Annotated in this window: 15 protein-coding genes; 6 read left to right on the top strand and 9 right to left on the bottom strand. The window is 68.5% G+C overall.

From position 1 onward, the window contains the following. Positions 1 to 23: 23 nt before the first annotated feature. Positions 24 to 1,142 carry a phosphoserine transaminase gene (serC, locus tag PT015_RS13620; protein ID WP_285185147.1) on the bottom strand — a complete coding sequence of 373 codons (1,119 nt, stop codon included), beginning with the start codon at positions 1,140 to 1,142 and terminating at the stop codon, positions 24 to 26. Between the two features lie 200 nt (positions 1,143 to 1,342). Between serC and PT015_RS13615 the strand changes: the two genes are divergently transcribed. Both PT015_RS13615 and PT015_RS13610 read left to right on the top strand, forming a co-directional pair. Further along, on the top strand, positions 1,343 to 2,386 hold the full coding sequence (locus PT015_RS13615) for an AurF N-oxygenase family protein (RefSeq protein WP_285185146.1): 1,044 nt from the start codon (positions 1,343 to 1,345) through the stop codon (positions 2,384 to 2,386). Positions 2,387 to 2,391: 5 nt separating this feature from the next. Further along, positions 2,392 to 4,089 carry an FAD-dependent oxidoreductase gene (locus PT015_RS13610; RefSeq protein ID WP_285185145.1) on the top strand — a complete coding sequence of 566 codons (1,698 nt, stop codon included), beginning with the start codon at positions 2,392 to 2,394 and terminating at the stop codon, positions 4,087 to 4,089. Here the strand turns inward: PT015_RS13610 and PT015_RS13605 are convergent. Further along, positions 4,086 to 4,532 (bottom strand): VOC family protein, encoded by a 447-nt coding sequence (locus PT015_RS13605; RefSeq protein WP_285185144.1) that lies wholly within the window; start codon positions 4,530 to 4,532, stop codon positions 4,086 to 4,088. The two genes, PT015_RS13610 and PT015_RS13605, sit on opposite strands and share 4 nt — an antisense overlap. Before the next feature lie 72 nt (positions 4,533 to 4,604). Next, entirely contained in the window at positions 4,605 to 5,735 is a 1,131-nt protein-coding gene (locus PT015_RS13600) for a citrate synthase 2 (RefSeq protein WP_285185142.1), read from the bottom strand. A 74-nt stretch (positions 5,736 to 5,809) separates the two neighbouring features. On the opposite strand from PT015_RS13600, the gene pdxH reads away from it, so the two are divergent. The 3 genes from pdxH to PT015_RS13585 all read left to right on the top strand — a co-directional run bounded on the left by pdxH (position 5,810) and on the right by PT015_RS13585 (position 9,185). Beyond that, positions 5,810 to 6,469, top strand: a complete 660-nt coding sequence (pdxH, locus tag PT015_RS13595; RefSeq protein ID WP_285185141.1) for a pyridoxamine 5'-phosphate oxidase — start codon at positions 5,810 to 5,812, stop codon at positions 6,467 to 6,469. Next, positions 6,466 to 7,743, top strand: coding sequence for an MFS transporter (locus PT015_RS13590; RefSeq protein ID WP_285191101.1), 1,278 nt, complete (start codon positions 6,466 to 6,468; stop codon positions 7,741 to 7,743). Before pdxH ends, PT015_RS13590 begins: the two co-directional genes overlap by 4 nt. A gap of 149 nt (positions 7,744 to 7,892) precedes the next feature. Continuing rightward, positions 7,893 to 9,185, top strand: coding sequence for a citrate synthase (locus PT015_RS13585; protein ID WP_285185139.1), 1,293 nt, complete (start codon positions 7,893 to 7,895; stop codon positions 9,183 to 9,185). A 4-nt stretch (positions 9,186 to 9,189) separates the two neighbouring features. Here the strand turns inward: PT015_RS13585 and PT015_RS13580 are convergent, their stop codons facing one another. Continuing rightward, positions 9,190 to 10,701: a phytoene desaturase family protein gene (locus tag PT015_RS13580; RefSeq protein WP_285185137.1), complete on the bottom strand. Its 1,512-nt coding sequence runs from the start codon at positions 10,699 to 10,701 to the stop codon at positions 9,190 to 9,192. A 3-nt stretch (positions 10,702 to 10,704) separates the two neighbouring features. Beyond that, positions 10,705 to 10,953, bottom strand: coding sequence for a DUF2630 family protein (locus PT015_RS13575; RefSeq protein ID WP_285185135.1), 249 nt, complete (start codon positions 10,951 to 10,953; stop codon positions 10,705 to 10,707). Between the two features lie 31 nt (positions 10,954 to 10,984). On the opposite strand from PT015_RS13575, the gene PT015_RS13570 reads away from it, so the two are divergent. After that, on the top strand, positions 10,985 to 11,347 hold the full coding sequence (locus PT015_RS13570) for an FKBP-type peptidyl-prolyl cis-trans isomerase (protein WP_285185133.1): 363 nt from the start codon (positions 10,985 to 10,987) through the stop codon (positions 11,345 to 11,347). A gap of 4 nt (positions 11,348 to 11,351) precedes the next feature. On the opposite strand, the gene PT015_RS13565 is transcribed toward PT015_RS13570, so the two are convergent. From PT015_RS13565 to PT015_RS13550, 4 genes are read right to left on the bottom strand one after another with little or no spacing between them, the layout of a single operon-like run. Beyond that, positions 11,352 to 12,695, bottom strand: a complete 1,344-nt coding sequence (locus PT015_RS13565; RefSeq protein ID WP_285185132.1) for a HAMP domain-containing sensor histidine kinase — start codon at positions 12,693 to 12,695, stop codon at positions 11,352 to 11,354. A 10-nt stretch (positions 12,696 to 12,705) separates the two neighbouring features. After that, entirely contained in the window at positions 12,706 to 13,416 is a 711-nt protein-coding gene (gene prrA / locus PT015_RS13560) for a two-component system response regulator PrrA (RefSeq protein WP_285185131.1), read from the bottom strand. A gap of 57 nt (positions 13,417 to 13,473) precedes the next feature. Next, entirely contained in the window at positions 13,474 to 14,946 is a 1,473-nt protein-coding gene (locus tag PT015_RS13555; protein ID WP_285185130.1) for an acetyl-coenzyme A carboxylase carboxyl transferase subunits beta/alpha, read from the bottom strand. Then, the gene (locus PT015_RS13550) at positions 14,943 to 16,544 is read right to left on the bottom strand and encodes an arylsulfatase (protein ID WP_285185129.1); all 1,602 of its coding nucleotides are present in this window, start codon (positions 16,542 to 16,544) and stop codon (positions 14,943 to 14,945) included. The genes PT015_RS13555 and PT015_RS13550 overlap by 4 nt, the downstream gene beginning before the upstream one ends. Positions 16,545 to 16,590: the final 46 nt, after the last annotated feature.

The raw sequence follows: 16,590 nt of genomic DNA, 5'->3' as shown, positions 1-16,590 counted from the left end.
CCTGGGGTTTTTCGAGATGAACGCTAGATTCGCTCGACCACCCAGTCGATGCACTCGGTGAGCGCGCTGACGTCATCCGGCTCGACGGCCGGGAACATCGCGACCCGCAGCTGGTTGCGGCCGAGTTTGCGGTACGGCTCGACGTCGACGATGCCGTTGGCGCGCAGCACCTTGGCCACCGCCGCGGCGTCCACATCGTCGTTGAAGTCGATGGTGCCGACCACCTGCGAGCGATGCTTGGGGTCCGTGACGAACGGAGTGGTGTACGCCCGGTCGGCCGCCCAGCTGTATAGCCGGCCCGACGAGTCGGCGGTCCGCTTGACCGCCCAGTCCAGCCCGCCGTTGCCGTTCAGCCAGTCGAGCTGCTCGGCCAGCAGCACCAGCGTCGCGATGGCCGGCGTGTTGTAAGTCTGGTTCTTCAGGCTGTTCTCCACCGCGATCGGCAGCGAGAGGAAGTCGGGCACCCACCGGTTCGAGGCATGGATGGCCTCGACGCGGCTCAGCGCCGCCGGGCTCATGATCGCCAGCCAGAGGCCGCCGTCGGCGGCGAAGTTCTTCTGCGGCGCGAAGTAGTAGGCGTCGGTGTCGGCGATGTCGACCGGCAGTCCGCCGGCACCGGACGTGGCGTCGATGACCACCAACGCGTCGCCGGCGTCACGCGGACGGACGACGGGCACCGCGACACCGGTCGAAGTTTCGTTGTGCGCCCAGGCGATCACGTCGACGGACGGGTCGCCCTGAGGCTCGGGAGCACTGCCGGGGTCGGCCTTGACGATGATCGGGTCGCCGACGAACGGGTTCTTGGCGACCGAGGAGGCGAACTTGGAGCTGAACTCGCCGTAGCTGAGATGTAGTGAACGCTTGTCGATCAGCCCGAACGCCGCGGCATCCCAGAACGCCGTCGCCCCGCCGTTGCCCAGGATGACTTCGTAGCCGTCGGGTATCGAGAAGAACTCCCGCAGCCCGGTGCGGACCCGGCCGACCAGATCCTTGACCGGCGCCTGGCGATGTGACGTGCCGAAAAGCGGAGCGGCGGTGGTGGAGAGGGCCTGCAGCTGTTCGGGGCGGACCTTCGACGGGCCGGATCCGAAGCGTCCATCGCCGGGTTTGAGGTTGTCGGGGATTGTGAGCTGGTCAGCCATGTTCATCAGGTTAGTGACCCGTCCGGGGCCGACTTCCAGCCGGTCGACGATCCGAGCGGGATGTGATGGCGGTCACAGTGCACACATGTTCACCGGATCCGGCACAATTGGCGATTCGGGTCTGGTTAAGTGCCCATTACCTTGGGTACTGTGTTGGACATAGCACGTCCAAATGTAAACCTCATTGGGGAGGCCCGGGCATGACTCAGACAGTGACCGCGCAAAAGCCGGCCAGGACGAAGATGATCCGCCGGTGGCGCCGCAATATGGACGTCTTCGACGACGCCAAGTACGTCGACATGCTGAACACCCTGTCCGAGGGGTCAGTGCGTCGTAACTTCAACCCCTACACCGACATCGACTGGAAGTCGCCGGAGTTCGCGGTCATCCCTGACGACCCGCGCTGGATTCTTCCCAAGACCGACCCGCTGGGCATGCATCCCTGGTATCAGGCGCAGTCGCGGGAGCGTCAGATCCAGATCGGCATGTGGCGCCAGGCCAACGTCGCCAAGGTCGGACTGCACTTCGAGTCGATCCTCATCCGCGGCCTGATGGAGTACGCGTTCTGGGTGCCCAACGGATCGCCGGAGTACCGCTACTGCCTGCACGAGGCGGTCGAAGAGTGCAACCACACGATGATGTTCCAGGAGATGGTCAACCACATCGGCGCCGATGTCCCCGGCATGCCGCGCATGCTCAAGTGGATCCAGCCGGTCATCCCGCTGGTCGCCGGGCCGCTGCCGATTCCGTTCTGGTTCGGCATCCTGGCCGGCGAGGAGCCGATCGACCACACCCAGAAGAACGTGCTGCGCGAGGGCAAGGAACTGCACCCGATCATGGAGCGGGTGATGGCGATCCACGTGGCGGAGGAAGCCCGGCACATCTCGTTCGCCCACGAGTACCTGCGCAAGCGGATTCCAGACTTGCCGCGACGCAAGCGTTTCTGGCTCTCGCTCTACGTGCCCATCGTCATGCGGGTGCTGTGTTCCGCGATCATCGTGCCGCCCAAGGCGTTCTGGCAGGAATTCGACATTCCGCGCGACGTTCGCAAGCAGGTGTTCTTCAAGTCCCCCGAGTCACGCCAGATGTTGCGCGACATGTTCGGCGACGTCCGGATGCTGTGCACGGACACCGGTTTGATGAACCCGCTGGCCAAGTTGATCTGGCGAATCTGCAAGATCAACGGCAAGGCGTCGCGCTACCGCAGTGAGCCGCAGCGCGAGCACCTCACGGTCGCCGCGTAGAGCCTATGCCGCACGTCATCACCCAGTCGTGTTGTAGCGACGGGTCCTGTGTCTACGCCTGCCCGGTGAACTGCATTCACCCGTCGCCGGACGAGCCGGAATTCGCTTCCGCCGAAATGCTGTACATCGATCCGGTGGCGTGTGTGGACTGCGGCGCCTGCGTCAGCGCGTGCCCGGTGGGCGCGATCGCGCCCGACTCGAAACTGACGACGGAGCAACTGCCGTTCATCGAACTCAACTCGCTGTTCTATGAGCCGGTCCACTCTGCCCGACCGGCCGACACGAAGCTGCCGCCGACGTCGAAGCTGGCGCCGGTGATCCCTGCACCCGAGGTGCACGGCAGGCACGGTGGGCCGTTGACGGTCGCGATCGTGGGATCGGGTCCGGCCGCGATGTATGCCGCCGACGAGTTGCTGACCCAGCAGGGCGTGCGGGTCAACGTCTTCGAAAAGCTGCCCACCCCTTACGGATTGGTGCGGGCCGGCGTGGCGCCCGACCATCAGACCACCAAGCGGGTCACCAAGCTGTTCGACCGGATCGCGCGGCGTCGCGAGTTCCGGTTCTACCTCAACGTCGAGGTGGGTAACCAGCTGAGCCACGAGGATGTGCTCGCGCACCACCACGCCGTGATCTACGCGGTGGGCGCGCCGAACGACAAGCGGCTGGACATCGGCGGGATGGATCTGCCCGGCACCGGCACCGCGACCGAATTGGTGGCCTGGATCAACGGCCACCCCGACTTCGTTGATCTGCCAGTCGATCTCAGTCACGAGCGGGTCATCGTCATCGGCAACGGAAACGTCGCGCTCGACGTCGCACGGGTGCTGACCGCAGACCCGGACGAGCTGGCGCACACCGACATTGCCGACCACGCGTTGGCCGCATTGCGCGAGTCGCGGGTCCGTGAAGTCGTGATCGCCGCCCGGCGCGGACCCGAGCATTCGGCGTTCACGCTGCCAGAGCTGATCGGTCTGACCGCAACCTCGGAAGTCGTTCTCGCTCAAGAGGATCGAGATGCCGTACTGCGTGACCTGGAGACCACCACCGACACCCTGACGCGGCAGAAGCTGGAGGTCTTGAGCAGGCTCGAGACCTCGTCGGGCGACACGTCCAAGCCGCGAATTCGGTTCGCCTACAACCTGACTCCAAAGCGGGTGCTGGGCGATCGGCGCGCCGCCGGAATGGAGTTCGGCGTCACCGATTCGGATGCCGTCCAGACCATCGACGCCGGTCTCGTCCTGACGTCCATCGGGTACCACGGCAAGGCCATCAAGGGCCTGCCGTTCGACGACAAGGCGGGCGTGGTGCCCAACGACGGCGGTCGCGTTGAGCAGGCCGACGGCGCGTACGTCGCGGGCTGGATCAAACGCGGGCCGACCGGCTTCATCGGCACCAACAAGTCATGCGCGGCGCAGACCGTGCAGCGACTGGTCGATGACTACAACGCCGGCCTGCTGCGCGACCCGGTCGGAAAGCCGGCGGCTCTGGACAAGCTGGTCCGCCAGCGTCAGCCCGACATGGTCGACGCCGGCGGCTGGCGGGCGATCGACGCAGCCGAGGTGGCGCGCGGCGAGGCCGCCGAGCGACCGCGGACCAAGTTCACCTCGGTCACCGACATGCTCGCCGCCGCGGCCGACGCGCCGACACCGTCGCTGCGCAGCCGGGTCACCGGCCGGCTGCGTGAGCTCGCCGACCTGACCTAGCCGTTCATGGCCGCGGCGAGGTCGTCGTAGTTGACCTCTTTGACGGGCTGACCCAATGACCAGTGGTGGCCGAACGGGTCCGCGACCATGCCGTAGCGATCGCCCCAGAACTGCTCCTCGAGCGGAACGACCACGGTCGCGCCGGCGTCCAGCGCCCGCTGGAACCAGGTGTCGACGTCGGTCACGGTCAAATGAATGCCCACCGGAGTACCGCCCAGGGCGACCGGGGTGAGTGACTTACCGTCGGCCATCTCGGGGAAGTCGTCGTTGAGCATGACCATGAAACCGTTGATCCGCACCGAGGCGTGCACGATCTTGCCGTCTGGCCGGGGTAACCGCACGAGCTCTTCCGCGCCAAAAGCCTTGACGTAGAAATCGATCGCCGCGGCGGCATCGCCGACGGTCAGGTGCGGGGACAGGGCGGGTTCAACGGCGATTGCCATCGGGGACTCCTTGCTCACGGGTTGTGTCGCAAGTATTGACTCCCGGTGTGACAGAAAGTCGTCGCGACGGAATCAATCCGTGTGAACGCTGTCCCAACCCTCGACCGACTCGGGGCTGCGCGGTCCCGGGCCGACGTAGATCGCCGCCGGGCGGACCAGCTTGCCCAACCGCTTCTGCTCGAGGATGTGCGCACACCAGCCGGCGGTCCGGCCGCAGGTGAACATCGCCGGCATCATGTTCGGCGGAACCTCGGCGAAGTCGAGGATCACCGCCGCCCAGAACTCGACGTTGGTCTCGATCGCCCGGTCCGGTCGCCGCTCTCGCAGCTCGGCCAGCGCGGCCTGCTCGACGGCCATGGCGACCTCGTAGCGGGGCGCGCCCAGGCGCTTGGCGGTGGCCCGCAGGACGCGGGCGCGGGGGTCTTCGGCCCGGTACACCCGGTGGCCGAAGCCCATCAGCTTCTCTTTGCGGTCCAGGATGCCCTTGATCAGGCCACGTGCGTCACCGGTCTTCTCCGCCTCTTCGAGCATCGGCAGCACCCGGGCGGGCGCGCCGCCGTGCAGCGGGCCGCTCATCGCGCCCACCGCGCCGGACAGCGACGCCGCGACGTCGGCACCGGTCGAGGCGATCACCCGCGCGGTGAACGTCGAGGCGTTCATGCCGTGCTCGGCGGCCGACACCCAGTAGGCGTCGACGGCCTCGACGTGCTTGGGGTCCGGCTCGCCTTGCCAGCGGGTCATGAAACGTGCTGTCACGGTTGAGCATTCGTCGATCAGGCGCTGCGGCACGGCCGGCTGGTAGATGCCGCGCGCGGACTGCGCGACATACGACAGCGCCATCACCGAGGCGCGGGCCAGCTGGTCGCGGGCGGTCTCGTCGTCGATGTCGAGCAGCGGCTGGTAGCCCCAGATCGGGGCCAGCATCGCCAGTCCGGCCTGGACGTCGACGCGGACGTCGCCGCTGTGGATCGGCAGCGGGAAGGGCTCGGCGGGCGGCAGCCCGTTGCCGAATTTTCCGTCCACCAGCAAAGCCCAGACGTCACCGAAAGTGACGTGCTGGCTCACGAGGTCTTCGATGTCGACACCGCGGTAGCGCAGGGCGCCACCATCCTTGTCAGGCTCGGCGATCTCGGTGGTAAATGCCACCACGCCCTCGAGTCCGGCAACGAAATTCTCCGGGATCTTGTCCGAGATGACAGTCATGCCGGAATTCTCCCACGGGTCCGGGTGTGACTTGCTACCGGTCGGTAACTAACGCTGCGGGTAGCGTTGGCGCGATGGCGGGCCCCGACAACGAACACCTGGCGAAGATGCGCAAGGAGTACGGCTCCAAGGAGCGCGACGGCAGCCCTGACCTCGACGTCGACTGGCTCGACGACGGCTGGCTTGCGCTGCTGCGCAACTGGATTGGCGACGCGGAGCGCGGCGGCGTGGCCGAGCCGAACGCGATGGTGCTGTGCACGATCGACGCGGGCCGGCCGGTCAGCCGGTCGGTGCTGTGCAAGGGTGTCGACGAGGATGGGATCGTGTTCTTCAGCAACTACGACTCGGCCAAGGGCGAGCAGCTGGCGGAGACGCCGTACGCGTCGGCGACCTTCCCGTGGTACCTGCTGAACAGGCAGTTCCACATCCGTGGGCCGGTCACCAAGGTCGAGCCGGAGGCCACCGAGGCCTACTGGAACAACCGGCCCCGCGGCTCACAGCTGGGCGCCTGGGCGTCGCACCAGTCCCGACCGATCGCGTCTCGTGCCGCGCTGGTCGACCAACTGACGGAGGTGACGGAACGCTTCGCCGACCGCGACACGGTGCCGGTGCCGCCGAATTGGGGCGGCTACCGCATCGCGCCCGCCGAGATCGAATTCTGGCAGGGCCGAGAAGACCGGCTGCACAACCGGATTCGCGTCGTGGACGGCCGCGTCGAACGGCTTCAGCCCTGAGCAAACTGTTCGCCGACACCGCGCCACTGCGGAACGCCGATTTTCGGCGGCTGTGGACGTCGGGAATCGTCACCGTCATCGGCGCCAACCTGACCGTCTTCGCCGTTCCTGTCCAGATCTACGCGCTCACCCAGAACTCCGCCTATGTCGGCCTGTCCGGGCTGTTCGCGCTGATCCCGCTGGTCGTGTTCGGCCTGCTCGGCGGCGCCTGGGCCGACGCAATGGACCGCCGGTTGCTGCTGATCATCGCCTCCTGCGGGCTGGCGGTGGCCTCGGCGCTGCTGTGGGCGCAGTCGGCACTCGCGCTGAACAACGTCTGGCTGGTGTTGATCCTGCTGGGCGTGCAGCAGATCTTCTTCGCGATCAACGCGCCCGCCCGGTCGGCGGCCATCCCGCGGATGCTGCCCGGCGAGCAGCTGGCGGCGGCCAACTCGCTGAACATGACCGTCACGCAGTTCGGGGCGATCGTCGGCCCGCTGCTGGCCGGTCTGCTGCTCAACTGGGTCGACCTGTCCACGCTCTACCTGATCGACACCGTCACCACGGTCGCGCCGATCTGGGCGACGTTCCGGCTGGCGCCGATGCCGGTGCTGGAGTCGCGCGACGGCTCCGGCCAGTGGGGGCCGGCCGCGGTGCTCGACGGCTTTCGCTACCTGGCCGGCAACACCGTCGTGCTGATGTCGTTCGTGGTCGACCTGATCGCGATGATCGCGGGCATGCCGCGAGCGTTGTTCCCGCAGATGGCGCACCAGAGCTTCGGTGGGCCGGTCGCGGGCGGCACCACGATGGCGCTGTTGGCCGCGGCCATGTCGGCGGGGGCGGTGGCCGGTGGGGTGTTCTCGGGATGGCTGCCGCGGGTGCGGCGCCAAGGCCTGGCCGTGGTCGTCGCGATCGTGCTGTGGGGTCTGTCGATGGTCGGTTTCGGACTGGCCGCCGGGGCGGCCCATGGCCGAGCCGGGCCGCTGCTGTGGGTGGCGCTGGCGTTTCTGGCCCTCGGCGGCGCGGCCGACCTGGTCTCGGCGGCGTTCCGGTCGACGATGCTGCAGGAGGCCGCCTCCGACGACGTCCGCGGGCGGCTGCAGGGCGTCTTCGTCGTGGTGGTCGGCGGCGGGCCCCGGCTGGCCGACACCGCGCACGGGGCCGCGGCCGCTGTGGTCGGGACCACCGCCGCCACCGCCGGGGGAGGGGCGCTTGTCGTCGTCGGCGTGCTGGTGGCGGCGCTGGCCGCGCCCGCCTTCATCCGTTATCGCGCAGCGCAATTGGCGGCCGACTGAGGCCCACGGCGGGCCGCCCGCACACCGACGTGATCTGCGTCGCACCCTGAGCTCACCCCCGGGCAGGCACGCCGTCTCGATAACGACTACCTTTGCGCTATAGGCAACCAGCCGGGCCAGCATTCACACGCAAGCGCAAAGGGGTTCCCGTGGCCGCAACCGACGACTCCGCCACCCTCAAATACCCGGGTGGAGAGTTGGACCTGGAAATCGTCCACGCCACCGAAGGGGCCGACGGCATCGCGCTGGGCCCACTGTTGTCCAAGACCGGTTACACGACCTTCGACAACGGCTTCGTCAACACGGCGTCCACCAAGAGCGCCATCACTTACATCGACGGTGACGCCGGCATCCTGCGCTACCGGGGCTACCCGATCGAGCAGCTCGCCGAGAAGTCGACCTTCATCGAGGTCAGCTATTTGCTAATCAACGGCGAACTGCCGAACAAGCAACAGCTCGCCGAGTTCACCGAGCAGATCCAGCGGCACACGATGCTGCACGAGGACCTGAAGCGGTTCTACGACGGCTTCCCGCGCAACGCGCACCCGATGCCGGTGCTGTCCAGCGTGGTCAACGCGCTCAGCGCCTACTACCCGGACTCGCTGGACCCGGCCGACACCGAAGAGATCGACCTGTCGACCATCCGGCTGCTGGCCAAGCTGCCGACGATCGCGGCCTACGCGTACAAGAAGTCGGTGGGTCAGCCGTTCCTCTACCCGGACAACAAGCTGAACCTCGTGGAGAACTTCCTGCGGATGACGTTCGGCCTGCCGGCCGAGCCCTACGAGCCCGACCCGGAGATCGTCCGCGCGCTGGACATGCTGTTCATCCTGCACGCCGACCACGAGCAGAACTGTTCGACGTCGACGGTCCGGCTGGTCGGCTCGTCGCAGGCCAACCTGTTCACCTCGATCTCCGGCGGTATCAACGCGCTGTGGGGCCCGCTGCACGGCGGGGCCAACCAGGCCGTGCTCGAGATGCTCGAGCAGATCCGCGAGAGCGGCGACGGCGTCAGCGAGTTCGTCCGCAAGGTGAAGAACAAAGAAGAGGGCGTGAAGCTGATGGGCTTCGGGCACCGGGTCTACAAGAACTACGACCCGCGCGCCCGCATCGTCAAGGAACAGGCCGACAAGATCCTGAAGAAGCTCGGCGGCGACGACGACTTGCTGAACATCGCCAAGGAACTCGAAGAGGCGGCACTCACCGACGACTACTTCGTCGAGCGCAAGCTGTACCCGAACGTCGACTTCTACACCGGCCTGATCTACCGCGCCCTGGGCTTCCCGACCCGCATGTTCACCGTGCTGTTCGCCCTCGGCCGGCTGCCCGGCTGGATCGCGCACTGGCGCGAGATGAACGGCGAGCCCAGCAAGATCGGCCGTCCGCGCCAGATCTACACCGGCTACACCGAGCGCAACTACCCGACGATCGACTCGCGCTAACCAGCTAGCGAGTTTCGAGCAGCGCCATCGCGGCGTTGTGGCCGCCGATCCCGGAGACCGCCCCGCCGCGGCGTGCGCCCGCGCCGCACAACAGGATTCGCTCGTGCGCGGTGGCGACACCCCAGCGCCGTGCCGGAGTGTCCAGCGGCTCGTCGTCCTCGGCGAATGGCCACGCCAGCCCGCCGTGGAAGATGTTGCCCCCTGTCATGCCGAGGCGCTGCTCCAGGTCCGCCGTCGTGGTGGTCTCGATGCAGGGCGTTCCGTGCGCATCAGCTAATAGCACGTCCTCAATCGGCTCGGCCAGAACCGAATTGAGCGACGCCAGCACGGCCTCGGTCAGCGCGTCTTTATCGAACACCGCGTGCGGGGTGTGCAGGCCGAACACCGTCAGTGTCGCCGCGCCCGAGTCGCGCAGCGCCGGTGACAGGATGCTCGGGTCGGCCAGCGAATGGCAGTAGATCTCACACGGAAGCGGCTGGGGCAGAACGCTTTTAGCCGCCTGCTGGTATGCGGCATCGAGTTGCGTCCAGGTCTCGTTGACGTGGAACGTGCCGCCGAATGCCTGCTCGGGGGAGACGTTCGGGTCGCGCAGGCGGGGTAGCCGCGAGAGCACCATGTTGACCTTCACCTGCGCGCCCGGCGCGGACGGCGGTGCGGGCTCGCCGAGTAGTCCGGCCAGTGTCGTCGGGGTGACGCCGGACAGCACGAAACGGCCCCGCGCGACGCTCTCGCCGTCCCGGTGCCGGTAGCGCACCTCGCCGCTCGGATCGATGGCGTAAACCTCTGCGCCGGTGACGATCTCGGCCCCCGACGCAGCCTCCGCCAGTGCCGTGCTGACCGCGCCCATGCCGCCGACCGGGACGTGCCAGCCGCCGTCGCCGCCTCCAAGCAAGTGGTAGAGAAAGCAGACGTTCTGGTGCAACGACGGGTCGTCCAGTCGGGCGAAGGTACCGATCAGCGCATCAGTCGCCACGACGCCCCGCACCACGTCGTTGCCGAAAGCCGTTGTGATAGCGGCACTTATCGGCCACTCGATCATCTCCCGCCAGAAGTCACCGATCAGGGCGCGGGCCTGCGAGCGGGTGCGCAGTGGCTCCAGCAGCGTCGGCCACAGCGGCTGCGTGACCCGCTGGCAGCGGCGGTAGAACTCGGCGAAGGCCCGCTCGTCTGCCGAGGCGCCGATCGCGCCGAAGGTCGACTCCCGTCCGACCAACAGGCCGGTGCGCCCGGCCGTGGCGGGGTCGGGGGTGTACGAGGAGTACGCCCGCGGCGCCAGTCGCACCGACGCGCCGAGGTCGGCGAGGATGCGCGGCGGCAGCAGGCTCACTAGATAGGCGTACCGGGACAGCCTCGCGTCGACACCGTCGAACAGCCGTGCCGACACCGCGGCCCCGCCGACCTGCCCCAGCCGTTCCAGCAGCAGCACCCGCCGGCCAGCCCGGGACAGGTAGGCCGCGGCGACCAGGCCGTTGTGTCCGCCGCCGACGATGACCGCGTCGAACTCCCGCGCTGCCATCGCTCAGCCCAGGTAGCCCTCGACCTCGCCCTCGGGGCGCACCGCGGCGTCGGCCGGATTGCCGCCGGTCTCGCGCAACGCACGGCGCTGCCGCAGCAGATCCCAACACTGGTCGAGTTGGATCTCGAGATGGCGCAGGCGCTTGTGCTCCTCGGACTCGCTGATCTCGCCGTGCTGCAACTGCTCGCGCAGAGCCTTTTCCTCGGCGACGAGTTCGTTGATGCGCGACAGAGCGTCATTGTCGGTTGTCACGCCTTGAGTCTGCCCGACTAGGGTCACCCTTGTGTCAAGCAAACCTGAGATTCAGTTTCCCGACGGCCCCGCGCCGGCCCAACTCGTGATCGAAGACCTGACGGTCGGCGACGGCGCCGAAGCCAAGCCGGGCGGCACCGTCGAGGTGCACTACGTCGGCGTCGACTACGAGTCCGGCGAGGAGTTCGACAGCTCCTGGGGCCGTGGCCAATCCATCTCGTTCCCGCTGCAGGGCCTGATCCAGGGCTGGCAGGACGGGATCCCGGGCATGAAGGTCGGCGGACGCCGTCAACTGATCGTCCCGCCGGAGCAGGCCTACGGCCCAGCGGGCGGCGGGCACCAGCTGTCGGGCAAGACGCTGATCTTCGTCATCGACCTGCTCGGCACCCGCTAGGACGTCAGCTCGGCGGAGGCAACTGCAGCTGCAGGCGGGCGCCGCCGAGCGGGCTCTCCTGCAGCGATGCCACGCCGCCGTGCAGGTGCGCCTGCTGGGCCACCAGGGCCAGGCCGAGCCCGGAGCCGGAGTGCGACGCGGTCGAGCCGCGGGAGAACCGCTCGAACACCACCTGGCGTTCGGACTCGGGTAGACCGCTGCCGTTGTCGTCGACGCAGATCTCCACGCCGGCCCGCGAGCTGACCGCCGATAACTGGACCCTCGTCGCGCCACCGTGTTTGACGGCGTTGGCGATCGCGTTGTCGACCGCGAGGCGCAGGCCCGCCGGCAGCCCGACGATGATGCACGTCGGCGACGGCACCAGGGACACGTCGAGGTCCGGGTAGATCCGCATGGCGTCATGGGCCGCCCGGTCGAGTAGCTCGGTGATGTCGACGGGGACGTGGTCCTCCGACGTCGACAGCTCACCCTGGGCCAGCCGTTCCAGCGCGGAAAGCGTTGCCTCGATTCGTGATTGGGTGCGGATGACGTCGCTGAGCACCTCTTTGCGCTGCTCGTCGGGGAGGTCCAGGGTGGCCAGTACCTCGAGGTTGGTGCGCATCGCGGTCAGCGGCGTGCGCAACTCGTGCGACGACACCGCCGCGAAGTCGCGCGCCGACGCCAGCGCCTCGAGCGTGCGGTTCTGCTCGTCCCAGATCCGCTGCAGCATGCCGCGCATGGCCTCGGCGATCTCGACGGCCTCGCTGGCGCCGCGTACCCGCACTTGCGGATTCTCGTCACCCGCGTTGATCGAGCGGGTCTGCTGCGCCAGCCGCTTGAACGGTCGCACCGCGAAAGTGGCCAGCAGCCAAGCGAATACGGCCGCGGCCGCGATCGAGAACAGACAGATCAACAGCACCCGGCGATGCAGGTTGTTGGTGTCGGCGACGGTCGCGTCGTAGGTGGCGCCGACCTCTACCAGCATCGGGTGCGGCTCGGGGATGTTCACCGTGCGGATCCGGTACCGCACTCCGTTGATGTAGGTGTCGGCGTAACCGGCCGGCAGCTGCGGCAGCGTCACGGTGGTGTTCGACGTGACCGTGCCGTTGACGTGGCGGACGGTGATGACCGCGTCCTGGTCGCTGGGTGACTTCGGAATCTGACCCAACCCGCGGGGCAGGAACGGGATCGCGAAACCAGCCGCCTCGTCGAGACGACGGTCGAGGCGCTCCTTGCGGTCGTTGGTGATGCCGAACCACACGACGACGCCGACGATCAGTACCGGGATGGCCGCACCGATGACCGTGGCCACCACGACGCGGGCGCGCAGCGAGGGCGTGCGGGTCAGGATTCTCGACAGAAAATTCATGGTCTGTCCCTCACTGCATGCGCAGTACGAATCCCACGCCGCGGACCGTGTGCAGCAGGCGCGGACCGCCGCCGGCTTCCAGTTTGCGGCGCAGGTAGCCGATGAACACGTCGACGACGTTGGTGTCGGCGGCGAAGTCGTAGCCCCACACCAGCTCCAGCAGCTGGGCACGCGACAACACCGCCGTCTTGTGCTCGGCCAGCACGGCCAGCAGGTCGAACTCGCGCTTGGTCAGGTCGACGTCGACGCCGTTGACCCGGGCCCGGCGGCCGGGGATGTCGACCTCGAGCGGACCGACGGCGATGGTCTCCGATGACGTCGACGGGGTCGAGCCCTTGCGGCGCAACAGCGCCCGCACTCGGGCCACCAGCTCGGCCAGCACGAACGGCTTGACCAGATAGTCGTCGGCGCCCGCTTCCAGGCCCGCCACCCGGTCGTCGACGGAGCTGCGCGCGGAGAGCACGCAGACCGGAACGTCGTTGTCCATCGCGCGCAGCGCGGTCACCACGCTCACCCCGTCGAGCACCGGCATGTTGATGTCGAGCACGATCGCGTCCGGCCGGGTTTCGGTGGCGCTGCGCAGCGCTTCGGCGCCGTCGACCGCGGTCGATACTTCGAAGCCGGACAACCGCAGGCCGCGCTCCAACGAGGCGAGCACGTCAGAGTCGTCGTCGACAACCAAAACACGGGGCGAGGTCCCACCAGCGTCCATGCCGCCCATGATGCCTGATCGACGCCCGTACCTGTGGGAACCCCCGCCGGGCCATGCCCAAAGAGCTCAGGGCAAGCCGATGTCGCGGTAACGCCGCAGCCGGGTGGCCAGCCGGTCGGCGTCGGGGATGCCGCGCAAGCCGTCGAGTTCGACGGCGATGGCCGCCGACAGCCGGGTGGCGAACTCGACCGGCTCGTCGGCGGCGTCGGGATGCTCGGGCACGACGGCGTCGACGATGCCCGAGGCAAGCAGGTCGGTGGACCGGACGCCCTGCGCCGCGGACAGTTCCGGGGCGTGGTCGGTGTCGCGGAAAACGATCGCGCTGGCCCCCTCCGGCGGCAACGGGGCGAGCCAGCCGTGCAGCGCGGCCAGCACCCGGTCGGCGGGCACCATCGCCAGTGCCGGCCCACCGCTGCCTTGGCCGAGTAGCACGGAAACCGTCGGGGTGTCGAGGGTGACCAGCTCGGACAGGCAGTGGGCGATCTCGCCGGCCAACCCGCCCTCCTCGGCCTCGGCCGACAGCGCCGGACCGGCCGTGTCGATTACCAGCACCAGCGGCAACTTCAGCCCGGCGGCCAGCGTCATGCCGCGGCGGGCCTCGCGCAGCGCGGCGGGCCCGACCAGCCCGCCTGTCACCCGTTGCTGGCCCAGCAGCACCGCGGGCTGGCCGCCGAAGCGGGCCAGCGCCAGCAGCATCGTCGCCGCCTCGCCCTGCCCGGTGCCAGACAGCAGCACCTGGTCGGTGCAGCCGTGCCGCAGCAGGTGCGCGACCCCCGGGCGGTCCGGCCGCCGCGACGCCAGCACCGAGTCCCAGGCCGCGATGTCGGGCAGCGACTCCCGCGCCGGCCTGTCGGGCGCCGGCCCGGCCTCGTCGGCGACGACGGTCAGCGTCCGGTCCAGGATGACGCGCAGTTCCTCGATCGGCACGACCGCGTCGATCACCCCGTGCCGCTGCAGGTTCTCCGCGGTCTGTACGCCGGACGGAAACGGCTCGCCGTAGAGCTGTTCGTAGACCCGCGGCCCGAGGAAGCCGATCAGCGCGCCCGGCTGGGCGATTGTCACGTGGCCGAGCGACCCCCACGACGCGAACACCCCGCCGGTGGTCGGATGGCGCAGGTAGACGAGGTAGGGCAGGTGGGCCCGCTTGTGCAGGGTCACCGCCGCGGCGATCTTGACCATTTGCAGGAACGCGACGGTGCCCTCCTGCATGCGGGTGCCGCCGGAACTCGGGGAGGCCAGCAGCGGCAGCCGCTCGGCGGTGGCGCGCTGGATCGCGGCGGTGATCCGTTCGGCCGCCGCGACGCCGATCGAGCCGGCCAGGAAATCGAACTCGCAGACCACCACGGCGACCCGGCGGCCGAGCACCCGGCCTTCGCCGGTCAGCACCGACTCGTCGTAGCCGCTGGACGCGCGGGCCTCGGCCAGCTCGCGGGTGTAGGACTCGCTCATCGGGATCGCCAGCGGTTCGGTGTCCCAGCTGACGAACGAGCCCTCGTCGAGCACGGCCTCGCGCAGTTGGGCGGTCCCGATCCGCTTCACTCGGCCGGTGCCTCGAAGAACGACAGGGGGTCCAGGACGACTCCGGTGTCCTCCACATAGCGGTCCCACTGCTGCAGCAATTCGGCGAGCTTGTCGGGATGCGTGGCGGCGAGGTCGTTGATCTCGCCGCGGTCGGCGGACAGGTCGTAGAGCTGCCAGTCACCCGGTCCGTATGGCTCGGGCAGGTGTACGGCCTTCCAGTCGCCTTGGCGAATAGCCCGGCGGCCGAACAACTCCCATCCGGTCCCGGTGGTGTCGTCGTGCACGGCCTCGGACTCGCCCGACAGGTAGGGCAGCAGCGACCGGCCGCGCATCGGCGCGATCTCGCGGCCCCGGTACTCGGTACCCGGGTGCGTGACTCCGGCGAGTTCGAGGAATGTCGGGGCGATGTCCATGACGGTGCTGAATGCGGTGCCGATCTGCTGTTGCCGATCGAAGCCCGGCCAGGTGGCGAACCCGACGACGCGGATGCCGCCCTCGGTGGTGAACGCCTTGTGCAGTCGCGACGGCGCCGTCGCGGCTTGGGCCCAGCGCGGTCCGTACCAGATGAACGAATTGGGGTTACCGATGTTGTCGAGGCTGTTGTCCAGGTTCCGTTCGATCTCGGCGGCGATCATGCCCCCGAGGATCGGCATGGCCTCGACGATCGCGCCCTCGGCGCCGTTGTCGGACATGAAGACCACGACGGTGTTGTCGAGTTCGCCTGTCTCCGTGAGGTAGTCGAGCACCTTGCCGATGTTGTGGTCCATCCGGTCGACCATCGCGGCGTAGATCTCCATGGTCCGGGCCGAGAACGCGCGCTGCTCGTCGGTCATCTCGGACCACTCCGGCTCGCCGTCGGGGACCACCGGGTGCGGGACGACGTCCTCGGCGCACAGCCCGAGCCGCTTGAGCGCGGCCAGCCGCTCGTCGCGCAGCGCGTCTGGGCCGGCGTCGTAGCGGCCGCGGTACTTGGCGATCGTCTCCGCGGGCGCCTGCAGCGGCCAGTGCGGCGCCTGGAAGGGCAGGTACGCGAAGAAGGGCCGGTCGTCGTCGGCCGGACGCTCGCGGAGGTAGCGCAGCATGGTGTCGGCGTAGAAGTCCGACGAGTAGAAGTCGTCGTCGACCGAGACGAACCGGCCGTCCTCGGCGTACAGCGACATGGCCGGCAACAGGTCGCCGGGCACGACCCCGTAATGGCTTGCGCCACCGGGCAATAGCGCGAAAGACCGGTCGAAGCCGCGGGCCGACGGCGTCCGGTCGAGGGTTCTGCCGAGATGCCACTTGCCCGCCATCAGCGTGTGGTAGCCGGCGTCGCGGAGCAGTTCGGGCAGCGCCACGACGCGGTCGTTCAGGTAGCCCTCGTAGCCCGGCGGGGGTGTGAACCCTGGGGGCGTGACCTCCAGCATGGTGCCGATGCCGGCGATGTGGTGATCGGTTCCCGTCAGCAGCATCGACCGGGTGGGGGAGCAGGCCGGCGCCGAATGGAAGTCGGTGAACCGGATGCCGGCGTGGGCCAACCGGTCCAGATTCGGCGTCTCGATTTCGCTGCCGAATGCGCCGATGTCGGAGAAGCCGAGGTCGTCCGCCACGATAACCAAAAAGTTAGGTCGTCTCACGATTGACCATCTTGCCACCGCGGATCTACCGGCCGCCGGCTCCCTT

It is taken from the genome of Candidatus Mycobacterium wuenschmannii, assembly GCF_030252325.1.
GTDB classification, from domain to species: domain Bacteria; phylum Actinomycetota; class Actinomycetes; order Mycobacteriales; family Mycobacteriaceae; genus Mycobacterium; species Mycobacterium wuenschmannii.
Note: the sequence above shows the minus strand (reverse complement) of the source record. Positions and strands in the feature narration are given on the sequence as shown.